Here is a 17,866-nt window from a genome sequence, read left to right on the forward strand (position 1 = left end):
CTGCAGGGCCGTCTTATGCTTGTCGCCTCTGAACGAGCCGCCTGCGCTTTAGGTGGCTGCTAGCTCCGGCGGCTAGAGGCTCGAGGTCATAAGTCAACCCTGCCAAAAAGGCAAAGAACGCCTTTCCGGCAGGGCCGTCTTATGCTTGTCGCCTCTGAACGAGCCGCCTCCGCTTTAGGTGTCTGCTAGCTCCGGCGGCTAGCCCCTCGAGGTCATATCTAAAAAATCCCCAAAGGCAAAAAACGCCTTCAGGGATTTTTTAGATATGCTTGTCGGGGCTGAGCAAGCCGCCTGCGCTTTAGGTTTTTAAAACTTAATTTTCTCCTGCAAGAACGCTTTTACTTCACTGATTGGCATTCTGACTTGATCCATTGTGTCACGGTCACGAACGGTTACTTGACCGTCTTCTACGGAATCAAAATCGAAGGTGATGCAGAATGGTGTCCCGATTTCGTCTTGACGGCGATAGCGTTTACCGATGGATGCCGTTTCGTCGAAGTCGATCATCAGATCCTGAGAAAGCTCTTCGTACACTTTGAAGGCATCGTCAGAAAGCTTTTTCGAAAGTGGCAGGACAGCAGCCTTGAATGGAGCCAGCGCCGGATGGAAGCGTAAAACGGTACGTGAATCATTCTCTAGCTCTTCTTCTTCATATGCATCACAAAGGAATGCAAGGGTCACGCGATCCGCCCCCAGTGAAGGCTCGATGCAGTATGGTACATATTTTTCATTGGTTTGTGGATCCATGTAGTGGAAGTCCTCATTTGAATGTTCCATATGACGCTTAAGGTCGAAGTCCGTGCGATCTGCCACGCCCCATAGCTCTCCCCAGCCAAACGGGAATTTGTATTCGATATCCGTTGTTGCATTGCTGTAGTGAGATAATTCATCTTTGTCATGATCACGCAGTCTCATGTTGTCTTCACTCATGCCAAGGTTGAGTAACCAGTTTTTACAGAATTCACGCCAATACGAGAACCACTCCAGATCTTCTCCTGGCTTACAGAAGAATTCCAGTTCCATTTGCTCAAATTCACGGGTTCTGAATGTAAAGTTACCCGGTGTGATTTCATTGCGGAAGCTTTTTCCTACTTGTGCAATACCAAATGGCATTTTTTTGCGCATAGAGCGCTGTACATTTTTGAAGTTTACGAAGATTCCTTGTGCTGTTTCAGGGCGTAAGTAAATTTCATTTGTAGAAGACTCCGTCACACCTTGATGGGTTTTGAACATCAAGTCGAACTGGCGGATGTCGGTGAAATCGTGGCTTCCGCAATCAGGACAGGCAATGTCGTGTTCTTTAATGATTTCTTCCATTTTATCGAAAGAAAGACCGTCGACGATCATTTCGATCCCTTTTTCTTCTAGCGCGTTTTCAATGATTTTATCTGCACGGTGACGTGTTTTACATTGTTTACAGTCAATCATCGGGTCGTTGAAATTCCCAACGTGACCGGAAGCCACCCATGTTTGAGGATTCATAAGGATACTTGCATCAAGACCCACATTATAAGGGGATTCCTGAACGAATTTCTTCCACCATGCTTTTTTGATATTATTCTTCAACTCGACTCCAAGCGGACCGTAATCCCATGTGTTGGCAAGTCCTCCGTAGATTTCTGATCCAGGAAACACAAATCCCCGGTGCTTTGCTAAGTTGACTACTTGTTCCATTGACATATAAGTCACTCCTTTTCTTTTTATGTAAATAAAAAAGCTCGTCCTTAGGCGCTTAAGGCCTAGGGACGAGCTTGATACTCGCGGTTCCACCCTAGTTGATATGCATATGCATACCCACTTTTCATCGGTAAGTTGCTCAGGATTTCCGTTTCCCTGCCTTCTGGGCTTTCACTGTCCCCAGTCGCTTATCGGTTAGCAAGTACTTATTGATCCATCATAGCATTATTGGTTGTAAGATGAAGACATTTTATCATGATAAAGAAATAAAAACAACTACAGTTTGATCCAAGTGAAATGATTTGAAGTTTTGTGTTAAAACAGATACTCTTTGTAAAGTGAAATTTTAACTATAGGTTGTCACAAATGGATGATAATATGCTCTTTTCATTTTGCTTGAATAGTATATAATATTTCATATAAAGTATAACATAAATCGTTTGAACGTTAGGTGGTGAGTAACAATCGAACTTAATAAGCGTCAAGAACATATTTTACAAATAGTGAAAGACAATGGACCTATCACTGGTGAACAGATTGCAGATCGATTAAACTTAACAAGAGCGACCTTAAGACCTGACCTGGCGATCCTGACCATGGCGGGATATCTGGATGCACGACCAAGAGTGGGGTATTTCTATACCGGTAAAACAGGGACCCAGCTGCTGACAGAGAACCTGAACAAAATTTATGTGAAGGATTATCAATCCATTCCTGTCGTGGTAAATGAAAATGTTTCCGTGTATGATGCAATCGTGACCATGTTCTTGGAAGATGTGGGTACATTGTTTGTTGTGGACGCCAATACATACTTAGTGGGGGTCCTGTCCCGTAAAGATCTTTTAAGAGCAAGTATTGGGAAGCAGGAACTCAGTACGTTGCCGGTGAATATCATTATGACAAGAATGCCGAATATCACGGTCTGTGAAAAAGATGACCAGTTGATTGGTGTGGCGAAGGACTTGATTCATAAACAAATTGATTCCGTCCCTGTCGTAAAGAAAACCGGGAATGGCGATCTCGAAGTCATCGGGAGAATTACGAAGACCAATATTACTAAAGCATTTGTAGCATTGGCAGATGAATATTAGAAGGTGGTGAACGATCGTGAAAGAACCGATCATCTATGTTGTATCCGACTCGGTGGGGGAAACTGCCGAATTAGTGACAAAAGCGGCGATAAGCCAATTCAATGGTTCCAATACGGTCATTAAGCGCTTTCCGTATGTAGAGGATCTGGAACACATTGACGAAGTGATTTCCTTAGCGAAATTGAACCAGGGATTGATCGTTTACACTCTGGTCAAGCCGGATATGCGTGCGTACATTAAAGAACAATCTGAAAAAGAAGAGCTTTATGCTTTCGACATCATCGGTCCATTAATGGATAAATACCAGTCTTCCTACCAAAAGGAACCTTTGTTTGAACCTGGGACTGTCAGAAAGCTTGATGATGATTACTTCAAGAAGGTGGAAGCCATTGAGTTTGCCGTCAAGTACGACGATGGGCGTGATCCCCGTGGTATCCTGAGAGCGGACATCGTGCTTGTAGGGGTCTCGAGAACCTCGAAAACACCTTTATCACAATACCTTGCTTTAAAAAGGATCAAAGTGGCCAATGTCCCTCTTGTACCGGAAGTCGATCCCCCAGAGGAATTATTTATGGTTTCTCCAAAGAAATGCTTTGGCCTTAAGATCAGCCCTGAGAAATTGAATACCATCCGCCGGGAAAGACTGAAATCTCTAGGTTTGAATGATCAGGCAAGCTACGCTAATATTAAGAGGATTGAAGATGAGCTCCAGTATTTCGAGAAAATTACTGACCGCATCGGATGTCATGTCATCGACGTAACGAACAAGGCAGTCGAAGAAACGGCCAATGTCATTACAAACATCTATCAAAATTCCAACGACTGAGCATAATTAAAAAAGATGATTCCCTTGAAATAATGGGGGAATCATCTTTTTATTTTTTAATGAAATTACGAACACCACCAAAAACCTCAAACAAATCAAGTTTTTATAGTGGTCAAACTTGTCCGATTATACTATAATAAAAAATTGTGATAAAAATATTTAAAATAGGTTTAGACTAAACTCTTAAGGAATAAACTAATTATTGTGATATGTCAAGTCTCGTCTGAATTACAATTCGACAATTTTAATCAAATCTCTAGGAAAGTTCCTAAAGAGAGAAGGAAAATACGGAGTGATGTAGAATAGTTAGTAATAGCGAACATAACCCTGCTGTATATGTAGATGCAGATGCATGCCCGGTAAAACAGGAGATCATAAAAATTACAAGAGGTTATGGCTTTAAAGTCATTTTTGTTGCTTCCCATGCCCATCGAAAGAATACACCTGACGAGGGTGAATGGGTATATGTGGATAGTTCGAAGGAATCAGCCGACTTGTACATCATGAATCACGTAAAAGAAAAGGATGTACTGGTGACGCAGGATATAGGACTTGCAAGTCTGGTGTTACCGAAAAAAGTTTATGCCATCTCTCCCAGGGGAAAAGCCTACAGGGAAGAGAGTATCGTGACAGCGCTTGATTATCGGTATCTTGCAGCAAAAGAACGCAAGAGAGGTAACTACGGTAAAGGTCCCAAGCCTTTCACTAATGAAGACAGGGTAACATTCTGTACATCCTTTGATAAAATCTTGTCGGAAATTGCAGGAGATTCGTAATCAATACAGAATGGATTAAGAGGGTTAATAAAAACAGGTGATAGAACATGTCTGAAAGAATCCCTGAAGATAAGTTGAATAAAATTTTGTCGTCGACAGATATTGTTGACGTTGTCAGTGACTATGTGCAATTGAAAAAGCAGGGACGTAACTATTTTGGTTTATGTCCGTTTCATGGAGAAAATACTCCATCTTTTTCTGTTTCCCCTGACAAACAAATATTTCACTGCTTTGGATGTGGTGCAGGTGGAAATGCGTTTACGTTTCTTATGGATGTGGATGGTCTAAGCTTCCTTGAAGCGGCCCAGAAACTTGGATCCAAAGTAGGCGAAGATATTTCCATTCAAACCCAAACAGCTGACCAACCGCTTCCTCCTCAGGAAGACGAGAAACAAATGATGGAAGCTCATGGCTTATTAAGTAAATTTTACCATCATCTTCTCCTAAATACAAAGGAAGGTCAGGACGCTCTGGAATATTTATTAGCTAGGGGCTTTACAACGGAAAGCATCACGAAATTCCAAATTGGATGGTCCCTACCGAGTTGGGATTTCACGGTCAAGTTCCTTGAAAAGCGAGGCTACTCTTTGGAACTGATGGAAGAGGCAGGCTTGCTCGTGAGAAGGGAAAGGGATAATTCATTCCTTGATCGCTTCAGGGGAAGAATCATGTTTCCGATTGTGGATGCGAAAGGCAATACCGTTGCTTTCTCAGGCAGGACCATTGATAAGGATGACGAACCAAAATACTTGAACAGTCCTGAAACAAAGATTTTTAATAAAAGTAGCATCCTTTATAACTATCACGGTGCAAGGTCGATGATCAGAAGAAAACAGCAGGCGATATTATTCGAGGGATTCGCCGATGTGATTTCAGCGAGCGAAGCCGGGGTGGAAAATGGTGTAGCCACCATGGGGACATCATTGACAGAGCAGCAAATCGGCCTTTTAAAACGATTAACGGATTCCATCACGATATGTTACGATGGTGATTCTGCCGGAGTGGAAGCTGCATTCAGGGCAGGGAAACTTCTTCATAAACATCAGCTGGACATCCGTGTGGCTACGATACCCGAACAGTTAGACCCTGATGACTACATCAGCAAATATGGTTCTGCCAAATTTCAACAGGATGTAATAGGGGCAAGTTTAACGTTCATGGCATTTAAGCTTCGGTATTACAAGCTGAATAAAAACTTAAATGATGAAGGAGATCGCCTCAAGTATATAGAAGACATACTTAAGGAAATTACTCAATTGAGTAAAGCGGTGGAAAAGGATTATTATTTGAGGTATTTGGCCGATGAGTTCGAATTATCCTTAGAGGCTCTTCAGCAACAACTATCCGAATTACAAGGTCCGGAAAACCGCGCATCTAATCCACCTAAACAGGTCGGTATGCAAGGTGATTTCAAACGGCATACGCAGACTAAATTGCTGCCTGCGTATCAAACCGCTGAACGAAGGTTGATTGCATACATGCTGAAGGATCCGAATATCGCTTATAAGGTCCAGGAGTGGCTTGCAGGTACGAATCTTAATATTGATGAACACCAGGCTATTATTACTTATTTATTGGGATATTATGAAGAAGGACTGCCTCCAAGTGCGAGTGCTTTTGTCGGGTACCTCCCTGATGAGAGGCTCAGAAGGATCGTGACGGACATAGAAATGATGTCCATTAGCGAAGAAAGTACGGATCAGGAATTAGCGGATTATGTAAATCAGGTGTTAAAACATCAAAAGATGTTGAGAATAAAGGAAAAAGAATTAGAAAGAAAAGAAGCGGAAAGATTAAAGGATTACAGGCAAGAAGCACAAATAGCGATGGAAATCTTACAGCTACGTAAGTCTCTATAAAGTTTTGTCAGGAAGTTGGAAGGAGGGGAACAAATGGCTGAAAAGTCAGCGCGTTCCAAGCAAATAGCGTCAGAATTAACTGTTGATCAGGTGAAAGAATTCTTAGTTAACCAAGGTAAGAAAAGAGGAGTCCTCACATACGAAGATATTGCCGATAAATTATCGGGCTTCGAATTGGATTCTGATCAAATGGATGAATTCTACGAACACTTAGGTGAACAAGGTGTAGAAATCGTTAATGAAAACGACGAAGATGATGATCCGGGTGCCACAGAGTTAGAGAAGGAAGAAGAAGAAGAGTTTAATCTGAATGATTTAAGCGTTCCTCCAGGGGTTAAAATAAATGATCCGGTTCGTATGTACCTGAAAGAAATCGGGAGGGTCGATCTTTTATCTGCAGAGGAAGAGATCAATCTTGCCAAGCGAATCGAAGATGGTGATGAAGAGGCGAAGCGACGTCTTGCCGAAGCAAACCTGAGACTTGTTGTCAGTATTGCCAAACGCTATGTAGGGCGCGGTATGCTGTTCTTAGACCTTATTCAAGAAGGGAATATGGGACTCATCAAAGCGGTTGAAAAATTTGATTACCGTAAAGGGTACAAATTCAGTACGTATGCTACATGGTGGATTCGTCAAGCCATTACCCGTGCGATTGCTGACCAGGCAAGGACGATTCGTATCCCGGTTCACATGGTAGAAACCATCAATAAACTGATCCGGGTCCAAAGACAATTACTTCAGGATCTAGGTCGTGAACCAGCACCGGAGGAAATTGCCGAAGAAATGGACCTGACTCCTGAAAAGGTCCGGGAAATACTCAAAATTGCTCAAGAGCCTGTTTCACTGGAAACACCGATTGGGGAAGAAGATGATTCTCACCTTGGTGACTTCATTGAGGATGCAGAAGCTCAGTCACCTTCGGAACATGCTGCTTACGAACTATTGAAAGAACAGCTTGAAGATGTTCTGGATACTCTTACAGACAGAGAAGAAAATGTTCTAAGACTGCGCTTTGGTCTGGATGACGGCAGAACACGTACACTTGAAGAAGTAGGTAAGGTGTTCGGTGTTACTCGAGAACGTATCCGTCAAATCGAAGCGAAAGCTTTAAGAAAACTGCGCCATCCGAGCAGAAGCAAACGATTAAAAGACTTTTTGGAATAGAAATATCCAATTACTGCCTCTATTGTGCATAGGGGTGGTTTTTTTTTGTCCAACTTAAAGGGTTTTTCCTGTTCTTTGCCGAATAAAGCTATAGGATTCAACAATAGAAGGTGTGACATTTGTGACAAGAACGAAGGATTCGAAAACAGAAACGATCATCAGGGAAATTCAATTTTGGAAGCAGACCAAATTACTTCCGGAACAATATTGTGATTACCTGATTGCATTCTATACAGGTGGGTCAGGAATCAATGATCGAAAGCAGGCCGTAAACCGGAGGTCGATCACATTTACAGACGTTTTAATTTCAATGTGCATTTTAGCGATTTCATTATTTGTCATTTATTTTACTGAATTGTCAATCGTTTTGCAAACAGCGATTTTGGCAGGTTTTGTCGGATTATTATTGGGGATGGGGATTTATTATACTAAGAAACAATTATCTCCTATGCTTCTCTATGCTTCGGCAGCATGTATCCTCCTTCTTTCATCTATTGATGTGTCTGAGGTGGTTTTTAAAGGAAGCTCTTTGGAATTATACATAACCTTGTTTCTCAACTGCTTCCTGTGGATGGGAGCAGGAGTGAAGTGGAAGCAGAATTATTTCTCCTTTGCAGGCTTTATAGGAGTAGTGCTCGTAAGTATTTATATATTACTATAACTTCTGAAAATTAAAAAGTTTTTTAAAGTTGAGAAAATTCACTTTCCCCTCTTATAATAGGAATGAGAGCGTATTCATAGAATTGTATGTGTATGCTTGAAAGCGCTATTATCATTCGAAGAAGTCTAGGGCTTTCAGTCATCAAAGTTAGACAAGGGGGATAAGGATGAATTTCGACTTAACACAAGAACAGGCAATGATTAAAAAGACAATCAGGGAATTCGCTGAAGAAGAGGTGGCACCTGGCGCATTGGACCGGGACCGTACAAAGGAATTTCCTAAAGAAATCTTTAAGAAGCTTTCGGACCTTGGTATGATGGGTCTTCCCTTTCCGGAAGAGTATGGCGGAGCCGGGGCGGATACCGTCAGTTTCGCCATCGTAACAGAAGAGCTTAGCCGTGCATGTGCCTCTACGGGGATCACGTACTCTGCCCATATTTCACTCGGTGGGGCTCCGATTAATCTATTTGGTACACACGAGCAGAAACAGGAATATCTGACGCCGATATGTACAGGGGAGTCATTTGGGGCTTTCGGTCTGACCGAACCTAATGCGGGTTCAGATGCAGGCGGAACCCAGACGACTGCTGAAGATAAAGGGGATAAATGGGTCGTTAATGGTAACAAGTGTTATATTACTAATGCCAGTTATGCAAATCATCTAGCGTTAACGGCGATTACAGGAAGAAACAACGGCAGTAAAGAGATAAGTGCCATCATCGTACCTACCAAAGCGGATGGATTTACCGTCATTGATAATTATGAAAAAATGGGTCTTCATTCCTCCAATACAACAGAGCTTGTGCTGGAAGACGTGGAAGTGCCGAAAGAAAATCTGTTAGGGAAACAAGGGGAGGGATTCAAGCAATTCCTTGTAACCCTCGACGGAGGTAGAATTGGAATCGGGGCGATGGCAGTCGGTGTTGCTCAGGCTGCTTTTGACAAGGCGCTTCAATATTCAAAAGAACGAAAACAATTTGGTAAGACGCTATCACAATTCCAAGTGACACAATTTAAACTGGCAGACATGGCGATGAAGATTGAACTTGCCAGGAACATGGTTCATAAAGCAGCCTGGTTAAAGGACCAGGGTAGACCATTTTCAAAGGAAGCTTCTATGTGTAAGCTATACGCTTCAGAAATCAGTATGGAAGTAGCGGACGAAGCGATTCAGATTCATGGTGGATACGGTTATATGAAAGAATACCATGTAGAGCGCTACTTACGTGATGCAAAACTTCTTGAAATCGGAGAAGGGACTTCAGAAGTGCAGAGAATGGTCATTTCAAGGTTGATCGGGTGCCAATAGGGTGAAAGCCTATATGTGAAAGGAAGGAGCTCAGCTGGTCCCCTATGGACTGACAGAGCTCCTGTCTTTATACTGTTTTAAGGTTTATATAGAATCGTTTTAGGGTGGATGTTAGGAAAAAAGAAGGAAATGTGTCTAATTTGTGAGAAAGATGGAAAAGTTAATTGATAGTACTTTTACTTTGTCAGTTTTTACAGTAAAATATAAGGTGTTGAAAAAAGCACTATTTTTGGATGTTTTACATAAGGGAGGTTAAATCATGAATCGTAATCCAATTATTCCATTCGTACTTATCATGGCTCTTGGAATTGGTCTTGTTTTCTTCTTGTCGATTGAAGGCCTTAACAATGCTGATGAGAAAGCGAAAGAAGAAAAGCATGGGGAGATGGCCGGTAAAGAAGGCGAAGAGGCTTCAAGCGGCGAATTCGATCCGGAAGCCAAGTACAAGGAGTCTTGTGTATCTTGTCATGGTGGGAACTATGAAGGTGGCGCTGGTCCTGCACTTAAGGGTACGAAACTATCTAAAGACGAAATCAAGGATAGAATCAAAAATGGTGGAGGCATCATGCCGGCTGGCCTTGTAGCAGATGAAAATCTTGATGCGATGGCAGACTGGATCAAATCACTTAAATAATGTGTGAATGAAAAAGGTTCTTTGTCTTTAGGCAAAGGGCTTTTTTTATATAGAAAAGTTGGTTAGAATGAGTAACATATCAAGAATCCAATAGAGTAAAGGTGAACAAATGAATATTCAACAATTATCAAAACGACTTGAAACAGTGGTCTCATACATACCTAAACAATCTAAGATTGCCGATATAGGGTCAGATCATGCTTATCTTCCATGTTATGCAGTGAACAAGGGCATTGCTTCGTCTGCCATCGCAGGCGAAGTGGTGAAGGGCCCGTTTCTTTCAGCCAAGAAACAAGTAGAGGATGCACAGTTGACGAAGGAAGTAGAAGTGAGATTAGGCAATGGTCTGGAAGTCATAGCTCCTGGAGAAGTAGAGTGTATTACGATTGCCGGAATGGGTGGCACATTGATAGCATCGATTCTCGAGGCCGGCAAGGACAAGCTTACGAATGACCCAAGATTGATTCTGCAGCCGAATGTAAGTGCGAGATCGATCCGGACTTGGCTGATGGATAATGAATGGGATCTAATTGGAGAAGAAATCCTTGAAGAAGATGACAAACTTTATGAAATTTTAATTGCGGAAAAAGGAAACCCAAAGAGCCATTACTCCAAGGACATTGAGAAAGAGTTGTTGCTCGGTCCATTCTTGATGAAAGAAAAGAACGCCGCTTTCATTAAAAAATGGAATCAGGAACTTCATCAATGGAAGAATATATTGAATAACATGGAACGAGCAGAAAAGACGGAAGCATTAGAACAACGAAAGAATGAGCTTAATAAGAAGATCAAAATGGTAGAGGAGGTCCTTAACCCATGAAAACAGTAAATGGTCATCAGATCATTCAGCTTTTCGAAGAATTCGCCCCTAAACACCTGGCTGAAGAAGGCGACCCGATCGGACTCCAAATTGGCAAGCTGAATGAAAAAGTCGAGAATGTCATGATCACACTGGATGTTCTTGAAAACGTAGTGGATGAAGCAATCAAGAATAATGTCAAATTGATCATTGCTCATCATCCGCCACTTTTCCGTCCTTTAAAGGCGTTGCATACAGATTCTTATCAAGGAAGAATGATTGAGAAATTAATCAAGCATGATATCGCCGTGTATGCGGCTCATACCAACCTGGATATAGCAACCGGCGGTGTTAATGACATGCTGGCTGACATGTTACAGCTACAGCAACCGTCAGTGCTCGTTCCAACCTACCAAGAGGAACTTAGGAAACTGACAGTATATGTACCGAAAGACCATGCAGAGGAACTCCGGATCGCCCTGGGTAAAGCAGGCGCAGGACATATCGGTCTTTATTCTCATTGCAGCTTCTCAACCGAGGGAAAGGGCAGATTTCTGCCTGAAGAAGGGACAAATCCTCATATAGGTAAGCAGGGGGAGCTTGAGGAAGTGACAGAAGAAAAGGTAGAGACTGTTTATCCCGTTTCTCTGGAGAAAAAAATCCTGAAGGCGATGTTCACCCATCATCCATATGAAGAGGTCGCCTATGATATTTATTCATTAAATAATGAATCGCCTGCCCTCGGACTTGGCAGAATAGGGTATTTACAAGAGGAAATGAGTCTTGAGGACTTTGCACTGGTGGTGAAGAAAACCTTTGGCATGGACGGGATCAGGATGATAGGTGATGGGAAATCGAAGGTGAAGAAAGTGGCGATACTCGGCGGTGATGGCAACAAGTTCATCGGGAAAGCCAAAAGACAAGGTGCAGATGTGTTTGTCTCCGGTGATATCTATTATCATACTGCTCACGACGCCATGATGATGGGGCTGAATGTAGTGGATGCAGGTCATCATATTGAGAAAGTGATGAAAGAGGGAGTGGCCGCTCATTTAGCTAGAAGATGCTCTGAGAAGGGATATGTCGTCAATATCTTTGCATCAAACGCAGAAACAAATCCCTTTACGTATCTGTAAAATAGAAAGACCCATTACCAGAATCTGGTAATGGGCCTTTGTTTATTTAGTTCCCATTTTCGCTTTACGCACTTTAGGGAGAATTTTATTTAATGGAACATTGCGCTCTCTTGTCCATGTGGACTCATCATTAGGGTCAAAGGCTTCAAGGAACTTAATGACTTCCTTCACGATCGGTGTAGGAGTTGACGCCCCTGCGGTAACCGCGACGATTTTTGAATCCTTGATCCATTCAATGTCCAATTCGCTAATATCTGAAATACGATGTGCAGGAGTACCAGCGATATCTTTCGAAACTTGAGCAAGTCGATTGGAGTTGTTGCTCTTCGGATCACCCACAACGATGAGAACATCTGCATCTCCGGCCTGCTCGGCCACTGCTTCCTGTCGGACTTGTGTTGCAAGGCAGATCTCTTTGTGCAGCTCAACGTGAGGGTACATCTCCTTCACTTTGTCCATCGTATCCAATACGTCCCACTGACTCATTGTCGTTTGGTTCGTTACAATGATCTTCTCGTTGTTTATGGATAATTTTTCGACGTCCTCCGCTGTTTCTACAAGATGAACGACGTCAGGTGCGACCCCAACAGCGCCTTCAGGTTCAGGGTGTCCCTTTTTTCCGATATAAATGACATCATAACCCTCAGCTTCTTTTGCGCGAATCAAATCATGTGTCTTCGTTACATCAGGACAGGTTGCATCCAGGGTGACAAGTCCTTTTTGCTTGGCGATTTCCTTCACTTCAGGAGATACACCGTGAGCCGTGAAGATCACTGTTCCTTCATTTACCTGTTCAATGATTTCTTTTCTATTGCTTCCATCAAGGGTAATGATTCCATCTTCTTCGAATGCATCGGTCACATGCTTGTTATGGACAATCATGCCCAGAATATAAATTGGACGAGGAAGCGATTTATCTAATGCAGCATTTCTTGCAATGACCATTGCGTCTACTACACCATAACAATAGCCTCTCGGAGTAATCTTAATAATTTCCATCTATGAATATCCTCCTACATGAGAAAAGGTTTTGTCTTCATTATAAAGGAGATTGTTCTATCTGACAAAGAGTTCGATATCCGGGGCGGATTTCCGTATTGCCCCATTTGTGCTTAAAGCCAAAAAAATAATCCCTGTCGGGTGATTCTTAACCCTTAGGGATTCGGCTTTTTTAAATATAAAGTTTTGGCTTTGAACGTGATTGGGCATGTGTAATATTTTGCTTTTCTTCATCATCCGATAATTCAACGGGTGCCTTTTTCTTCTTTTTACTCTTAACCGGGGCTTCAGCTTCGGGAATGTCAGTTTCATCTGTGCTTTCTATATCATCTGTGTTTTCTTCTGGCGCATCTGACATATCTTTTAGCCCCCGATACAGCTTCCACAGAGACGGGATGTTTTTGACCATTGGACCGTATTGTTGAAACATGGGGCCTAATTGTTGAGCGGTCTGTAGCATCTGTTGTGTATTGGATAAAAAAGAATTTACATTTCCCGGATTGAGGAGGGTCTGTATAATTCCACCTGCTGCCTGTGGAGAACGCTCAAACCCGGTTGAATTGGCAGAGGCATCTCCCCTGGAAAACTGTTGAAGGAGTCCGCCCCCTCCGTCAGCACCACGGTTTTCACCTTTTTTCAAAAGCTTAGACAACAACCCTTTGCCTTGTCCCCGACCCTTTCCTCTCTGATTCATCCCCATATTAAAGCCAGGGTTCGGGTTCTGCCTTCCAAATTGAAATGGAGGGGGTTGTGTCTGTCCCAGTCCAAAATTATTTCTGCCAGGTTGCTGCAATCCAAAGCCGTTGCCCCGCCGCTGTCTCATTCCGAAAGGGTTTCGCATATCCTGACCTTCATTTCTCATTCTTCTAGGCGGCATGATGACAGCCTCCTTTCATTGAATAAATTCATTAACACTATAGAGTATGCAATAGCTTAAAAAAGGGTATTGTGACAATATCATCTGAAATAATATCAGGATAACCTAGATGTTTTGCTGAAAATTGATTATAATGATTAGATGTTCTTTAAATATGACGCTTGCTAACGTTAAAATATAATCACTGACCATTTAAAAAGTGATCCGTACATTTTATATAGATATTTGTGGTGATGATGTGAACGGCATACGGCATCCATCCCGATGACAGCGTAAATAAAAGGATAGTAAGAAAAAAGGAGATGTAAAGAATGAAAAAGAATTTATTTCTACAATTTGGTTTCAAGTCATTCATCAATGAAGCAGTAGAAGAATTAGGATTTTACGAACCAACAGAAATTCAAAAGAAAATGATCCCTTTGATCTTAAAAGGGCAAAGCGCGATCGGCCAATCTCAAACGGGAACAGGAAAAACCCACTCGTATCTGTTACCGATCATCGAGAAGGTGGATGCAGCTTCTGAACAGGTACAAGCTGTCATTACTGCACCTACACGAGAATTGGCACAACAGATATATCAGGAAGTACTGAAGATCACGAAGGACAGCGACATCGTATCCCGTTGCTATATCGGTGGAACGGATAAGCAGAGAACCATCGAGAAATTAAAGCACCAGCCCCATATCGTAGTAGGGACGCCTGGACGTATCAATGATCTGGTGAAGGATCAGGCATTATTTGTTCATACAGCCCCACTGCTTGTCATTGATGAAGCGGATTTGATGCTTGATATGGGATTCATTGAAGATGTGGATCAAATTGCTGCAAAGATGCCGGAGAAACTGCAAATGTTAGTATTTTCTGCCACCATCCCGGAGAAGCTGAAGCCTTTCTTGAAAAAGTATATGGAAAATCCTCAATATGCGCATGTAGAGCCGGAACAGCTGTCGGCGAAGAATATTCAACACGTGATCGTTCCCTTAAAGAGTAGGGATAAAGTCAATCTTCTGTACAATATTTTAGTGGAGATCAATCCATATTTAGGGATTGTGTTCACGAATACGAAGCAAAAGGCGGATGAAGTGGCAGATGCCCTAATTGCTAAAGGATTGAAGGTCGGACGAATTCACGGAGATCTATCTCCACGTGAGCGTAAGAAAATGATGAAACAAACAAGGAACCTCGATTATCAATATATTGTGGCCACTGATCTTGCTGCCAGGGGAATAGATATCGAAGGAGTCAGTCACATCATTAATTTTGAACTGCCTCAAGACCTTGATTTCTATGTTCATCGTTCAGGTCGTACAGCTCGTGCCGGGAACAGCGGTATTGCTTACACCATTTATACGCCTTCAGATGAAGATGCATTGAATCGCTTGGAGAAGATGGGGATCAGCTTTTCACATCGGGATATTAAAAAAGGCGAATGGTCCGAGCTTCCACCTCTGAACAAACGTAAGAATCGTCAAAAATCGAACGTCGATGAGATTGATGAAAAGGCGAAGTCTTTGGTTCGTAAACCAAAATCGGTGAAACCGGGATATAAAAAGAAGATGAAATACAAAATGGATCAAATCAAAAAGCGGGAAAGAAGAATCAAAAATAGAAATAAGTAAGTGTTTGAACGTGATTCATTTGTACACATTCGATACAATAAAGAGAGATTTTCTTAGGAGTTGAGAAGAATGGTTAAGATTGGATCCCATGTTTCCATGAGTGGAAAGAACATGTTGCTCTCTTCAAGCGAAGAAGCGGTTTCGTATGGTGCGAATACCTTCATGATCTATACCGGTGCACCTCAGAATACGAGAAGAAAGAAGATCGAAGACTTAAATATAGAAGCTGGACTCGCTCATATGAAAGAAAATGGAATAGAGGACATCGTCGTGCATGCGCCTTATATCATTAACATTGGCAACACGACAAACCCGTCTACATTTGAGTTGGGTGTCAATTTCCTCCGATCTGAAATGGAACGCACTGAGGCTCTCGGTGCAGGGCAAATCGTGCTTCATCCCGGTGCTCATGTTGGGGCTGGGGCAGATAAAGGAATCGAGAAGATCATTGAAGGTCTGAATGAAGTATTGACCAGGGATCATAAAGTTCAGATTGCCTTGGAAACAATGGCCGGTAAAGGTTCCGAATGCGGCAGATCATTTGAGGAATTAGCTCAGATCATCAATGGAGTAAAGTTGAATGATCGCCTATCTGTCTGCTTTGACACATGTCATACCCACGATGCAGGATATAATATTGTGGAAGATTTCGATGGTGTATTGGAGGAATTCGATAAAATTGTTGGAATAGATCGCTTAAAGGTGCTTCATATTAATGACAGCAAGAATGAACGGGGAGCCGCTAAGGACCGTCATGAAAACCTAGGTTTCGGTCATATTGGATTCAAGGCACTTAATTATATTGTGCATCATCCGCAGCTTAAGGCAGTTCCTAAGATTCTGGAAACTCCATATGTAGGGGAAGATAAGAAGAATAAAAAAGCTCCTTACAAGTTCGAAATTGACATGCTGCGCAACCAATCCTTTGATGAAGATGTTTTAACGAAAATATTGAATCAGTAAAGAGTAGAGGAGGTCATCTCTCAAGATTTGAGGAAGCCTCCTCTTTCTATACTATCTGATAAGCTGTAAAAAGAGCTGGTTGATTTCCTTGGCTTTAGCTGGTCCGATGACCCTGGCAAGATCTTTCACTAGTTTGCTTCTCTTCGTATCATCGAAAATATTGATGTTTTTTCCTTTCACCTTGGCAACAATGCTTGTAGCCTGATCGGGCGTCAGTGAAATATTATATTGTTTGGCATACTTTAGCAGTTCATCATTTGTAATATGGTTGATTTTGTGATTGATCACATTTTGTAATAGCTTCATGTTTATCACTCCTCAACAGATACATATGTAGTTTTCATCAAGAAAGTGACACTTTTATTAGAAAATAAACTGAAAGGAAAGGAATTGGCGATGACTCAAAGAGTGCATAAGAAAGAAAGTCCCCTCCATTTCATTTACCGTCTATTCTTTATTACTATCGGAGCCGGGTTGGCAGCAGTTTCGATTGAGCTGTTTCTTGTACCGAATAATATTATCGATGGGGGGATCATTGGTATCTCACTGATCATGAATTATTTGGTTTCGGATTCAATCCCTTTCCTTAATTTTTCAACCCTGTTGGTTTTACTCAACCTTCCGTTTATGTATTCAGGGTACAAACAAATAGGAAAGACGTTTGTCGTGTCATCACTGTTTGCCATCGTCGCGTTGGCGATCATTGAAAGCCTCCTTCACCATATGGATCCATTCGTGACAGAAGAGATCCTTGCGACCGTCTTCGGGGGATTGATTCTTGGGGTAGGTGTAGGACTGGTCATCCGTCATGGAGGCTCGTTGGATGGAACTGAAATCTTAGGGATCCTATTGACTAAGAAATTGCCATTCTCCGTCGGTGAGTTTGTGATGTTCATGAATATTTTCATCTTCGGTTGGGCGGCATTTGTCTTTGGTATCGAAGAAGCCATGTATTCTGTCATGACTTATTATATCGCCTTCAAGACAATCGACACGGTCATTCAGGGAATGGATGAAACGAAAGCGGTCATCATTGTTTCGGATCATTACCTCGAAGTATCGGATGCCATTTTACAAAGGCTTGGAAGAGGTACAACCATGTTGAAGGGACGTGGTGGCTATACGGATAATGATAAAGAAGTCATCTATGTCGTGGTCACAAGACTTGAAGTGACGAAATTGAAATCCATCGTTTCGGATGTTGATGCGAATGCTTTCATCACGATCATGAGCACGCAAGAAACCAAGGGGGCACGTTTCAAGTCTGCCATTCATTGATACATGACGAATCATTCAAATTGTATAGAGAGAGGCTGGGACATAACTAAATCTATACACTCTAAAGACGAACAATGAGATTACGTGTTACACCGCTGCCCGATTCCGTGCAAGACTTCGCTTTCCTCGGGCGGAAGGCGAGCCTCCTCACAGCTTGCGCTCCTCGAGGGGTCTCACCTATTCCGCTTTTTCCCGCAG

17 protein-coding genes are annotated in these 17,866 nt (G+C 42.3%); 13 read left to right on the plus strand and 4 right to left on the minus strand.

The window, feature by feature from the left end:
• Positions 1–306 precede the first annotated feature (306 nt).
• Positions 307–1,680: a glycine--tRNA ligase gene (locus tag KYJ26_RS20730; protein ID WP_219169628.1), complete on the minus strand. Its 1,374-nt coding sequence runs from the start codon at positions 1,678–1,680 to the stop codon at positions 307–309.
• Between the two features lie 461 nt (positions 1,681–2,141).
• Between KYJ26_RS20730 and KYJ26_RS20735 the strand changes: the two genes are divergently transcribed.
• The 10 genes from KYJ26_RS20735 to KYJ26_RS20780 all read left to right on the plus strand — a co-directional run bounded on the left by KYJ26_RS20735 (position 2,142) and on the right by KYJ26_RS20780 (position 11,932).
• Positions 2,142–2,768 carry a helix-turn-helix transcriptional regulator gene (locus tag KYJ26_RS20735; protein WP_219169715.1) on the plus strand — a complete coding sequence of 209 codons (627 nt, stop codon included), beginning with the start codon at positions 2,142–2,144 and terminating at the stop codon, positions 2,766–2,768.
• 13 nt (positions 2,769–2,781) lie between these two features.
• Complete coding sequence (locus KYJ26_RS20740; protein ID WP_219169717.1) at positions 2,782–3,594, plus strand: pyruvate, water dikinase regulatory protein; 813 nt, start codon at positions 2,782–2,784, stop codon at positions 3,592–3,594.
• 302 nt (positions 3,595–3,896) lie between these two features.
• Entirely contained in the window at positions 3,897–4,370 is a 474-nt protein-coding gene (locus KYJ26_RS20745; protein ID WP_219169719.1) for a YaiI/YqxD family protein, read from the plus strand.
• Positions 4,371–4,417: 47 nt separating this feature from the next.
• Positions 4,418–6,229 carry a DNA primase gene (dnaG, locus tag KYJ26_RS20750; protein ID WP_219169629.1) on the plus strand — a complete coding sequence of 604 codons (1,812 nt, stop codon included), beginning with the start codon at positions 4,418–4,420 and terminating at the stop codon, positions 6,227–6,229.
• A gap of 33 nt (positions 6,230–6,262) precedes the next feature.
• Positions 6,263–7,393, plus strand: a complete 1,131-nt coding sequence (rpoD, locus tag KYJ26_RS20755; RefSeq protein ID WP_219169630.1) for an RNA polymerase sigma factor RpoD — start codon at positions 6,263–6,265, stop codon at positions 7,391–7,393.
• 121 nt (positions 7,394–7,514) lie between these two features.
• Entirely contained in the window at positions 7,515–8,054 is a 540-nt protein-coding gene (locus KYJ26_RS20760) for a hypothetical protein (RefSeq protein ID WP_219169632.1), read from the plus strand.
• Positions 8,055–8,220: 166 nt separating this feature from the next.
• Positions 8,221–9,363, plus strand: a complete 1,143-nt coding sequence (locus tag KYJ26_RS20765) for an acyl-CoA dehydrogenase family protein (RefSeq protein ID WP_219169634.1) — start codon at positions 8,221–8,223, stop codon at positions 9,361–9,363.
• 259 nt (positions 9,364–9,622) lie between these two features.
• Positions 9,623–9,997: a cytochrome c550 gene (cccA, locus tag KYJ26_RS20770; protein WP_219169636.1), complete on the plus strand. Its 375-nt coding sequence runs from the start codon at positions 9,623–9,625 to the stop codon at positions 9,995–9,997.
• Between the two features lie 109 nt (positions 9,998–10,106).
• On the plus strand, positions 10,107–10,817 hold the full coding sequence (locus KYJ26_RS20775) for a tRNA (adenine(22)-N(1))-methyltransferase (RefSeq protein WP_219169638.1): 711 nt from the start codon (positions 10,107–10,109) through the stop codon (positions 10,815–10,817).
• Entirely contained in the window at positions 10,814–11,932 is a 1,119-nt protein-coding gene (locus tag KYJ26_RS20780; RefSeq protein ID WP_219169639.1) for a Nif3-like dinuclear metal center hexameric protein, read from the plus strand. The genes KYJ26_RS20775 and KYJ26_RS20780 overlap by 4 nt, the downstream gene beginning before the upstream one ends.
• A gap of 42 nt (positions 11,933–11,974) precedes the next feature.
• Here KYJ26_RS20780 and KYJ26_RS20785 read toward each other — a convergent pair whose 3' ends face one another.
• Positions 11,975–12,931, minus strand: a complete 957-nt coding sequence (locus tag KYJ26_RS20785; RefSeq protein WP_219169641.1) for a 4-hydroxy-3-methylbut-2-enyl diphosphate reductase — start codon at positions 12,929–12,931, stop codon at positions 11,975–11,977.
• Positions 12,932–13,103: 172 nt separating this feature from the next.
• The gene (locus KYJ26_RS20790; RefSeq protein WP_219169643.1) at positions 13,104–13,808 is read right to left on the minus strand and encodes a YqfQ family protein; all 705 of its coding nucleotides are present in this window, start codon (positions 13,806–13,808) and stop codon (positions 13,104–13,106) included.
• 311 nt (positions 13,809–14,119) lie between these two features.
• Here KYJ26_RS20790 and KYJ26_RS20795 point away from each other — a divergent pair, with 311 nt between their 5' ends.
• Positions 14,120–15,427, plus strand: coding sequence for a DEAD/DEAH box helicase (locus KYJ26_RS20795; protein WP_219169645.1), 1,308 nt, complete (start codon positions 14,120–14,122; stop codon positions 15,425–15,427).
• Positions 15,428–15,496: 69 nt separating this feature from the next.
• Positions 15,497–16,390 carry a deoxyribonuclease IV gene (locus KYJ26_RS20800; protein ID WP_219169647.1) on the plus strand — a complete coding sequence of 298 codons (894 nt, stop codon included), beginning with the start codon at positions 15,497–15,499 and terminating at the stop codon, positions 16,388–16,390.
• A 51-nt stretch (positions 16,391–16,441) separates the two neighbouring features.
• Here the strand turns inward: KYJ26_RS20800 and KYJ26_RS20805 are convergent, their stop codons facing one another.
• A complete protein-coding gene (locus KYJ26_RS20805) occupies positions 16,442–16,696 on the minus strand; it encodes a DUF2624 domain-containing protein (protein ID WP_219169649.1) in 255 nt (84 codons plus the stop codon).
• A gap of 90 nt (positions 16,697–16,786) precedes the next feature.
• Here KYJ26_RS20805 and KYJ26_RS20810 point away from each other — a divergent pair, with 90 nt between their 5' ends.
• Complete coding sequence (locus KYJ26_RS20810) at positions 16,787–17,668, plus strand: YitT family protein (RefSeq protein WP_219169651.1); 882 nt, start codon at positions 16,787–16,789, stop codon at positions 17,666–17,668.
• Positions 17,669–17,866: the final 198 nt, after the last annotated feature.

This window comes from Rossellomorea orangium, from assembly GCF_019334305.1.
GTDB lineage: Bacteria > Bacillota > Bacilli > Bacillales > Bacillaceae_B > Rossellomorea.

Coding starts and splice junctions, on each gene's coding strand:
- KYJ26_RS20730 (WP_219169628.1), bottom strand. CDS start 1,680: ATGTCAATGGAACAAGTAGTCAACTTAGCAAAGCACCGGGGATTTGTG.
- dnaG (WP_219169629.1), top strand. CDS start 4,418: ATGTCTGAAAGAATCCCTGAAGATAAGTTGAATAAAATTTTGTCGTCG.
- rpoD (WP_219169630.1), top strand. CDS start 6,263: ATGGCTGAAAAGTCAGCGCGTTCCAAGCAAATAGCGTCAGAATTAACT.
- KYJ26_RS20765 (WP_219169634.1), top strand. CDS start 8,221: ATGAATTTCGACTTAACACAAGAACAGGCAATGATTAAAAAGACAATC.
- cccA (WP_219169636.1), top strand. CDS start 9,623: ATGAATCGTAATCCAATTATTCCATTCGTACTTATCATGGCTCTTGGA.
- KYJ26_RS20775 (WP_219169638.1), top strand. CDS start 10,107: ATGAATATTCAACAATTATCAAAACGACTTGAAACAGTGGTCTCATAC.
- KYJ26_RS20780 (WP_219169639.1), top strand. CDS start 10,814: ATGAAAACAGTAAATGGTCATCAGATCATTCAGCTTTTCGAAGAATTC.
- KYJ26_RS20785 (WP_219169641.1), bottom strand. CDS start 12,931: ATGGAAATTATTAAGATTACTCCGAGAGGCTATTGTTATGGTGTAGTA.
- KYJ26_RS20790 (WP_219169643.1), bottom strand. CDS start 13,808: ATGCCGCCTAGAAGAATGAGAAATGAAGGTCAGGATATGCGAAACCCT.
- KYJ26_RS20795 (WP_219169645.1), top strand. CDS start 14,120: ATGAAAAAGAATTTATTTCTACAATTTGGTTTCAAGTCATTCATCAAT.
- KYJ26_RS20800 (WP_219169647.1), top strand. CDS start 15,497: ATGGTTAAGATTGGATCCCATGTTTCCATGAGTGGAAAGAACATGTTG.
- KYJ26_RS20805 (WP_219169649.1), bottom strand. CDS start 16,696: ATGAAGCTATTACAAAATGTGATCAATCACAAAATCAACCATATTACA.
- KYJ26_RS20810 (WP_219169651.1), top strand. CDS start 16,787: ATGACTCAAAGAGTGCATAAGAAAGAAAGTCCCCTCCATTTCATTTAC.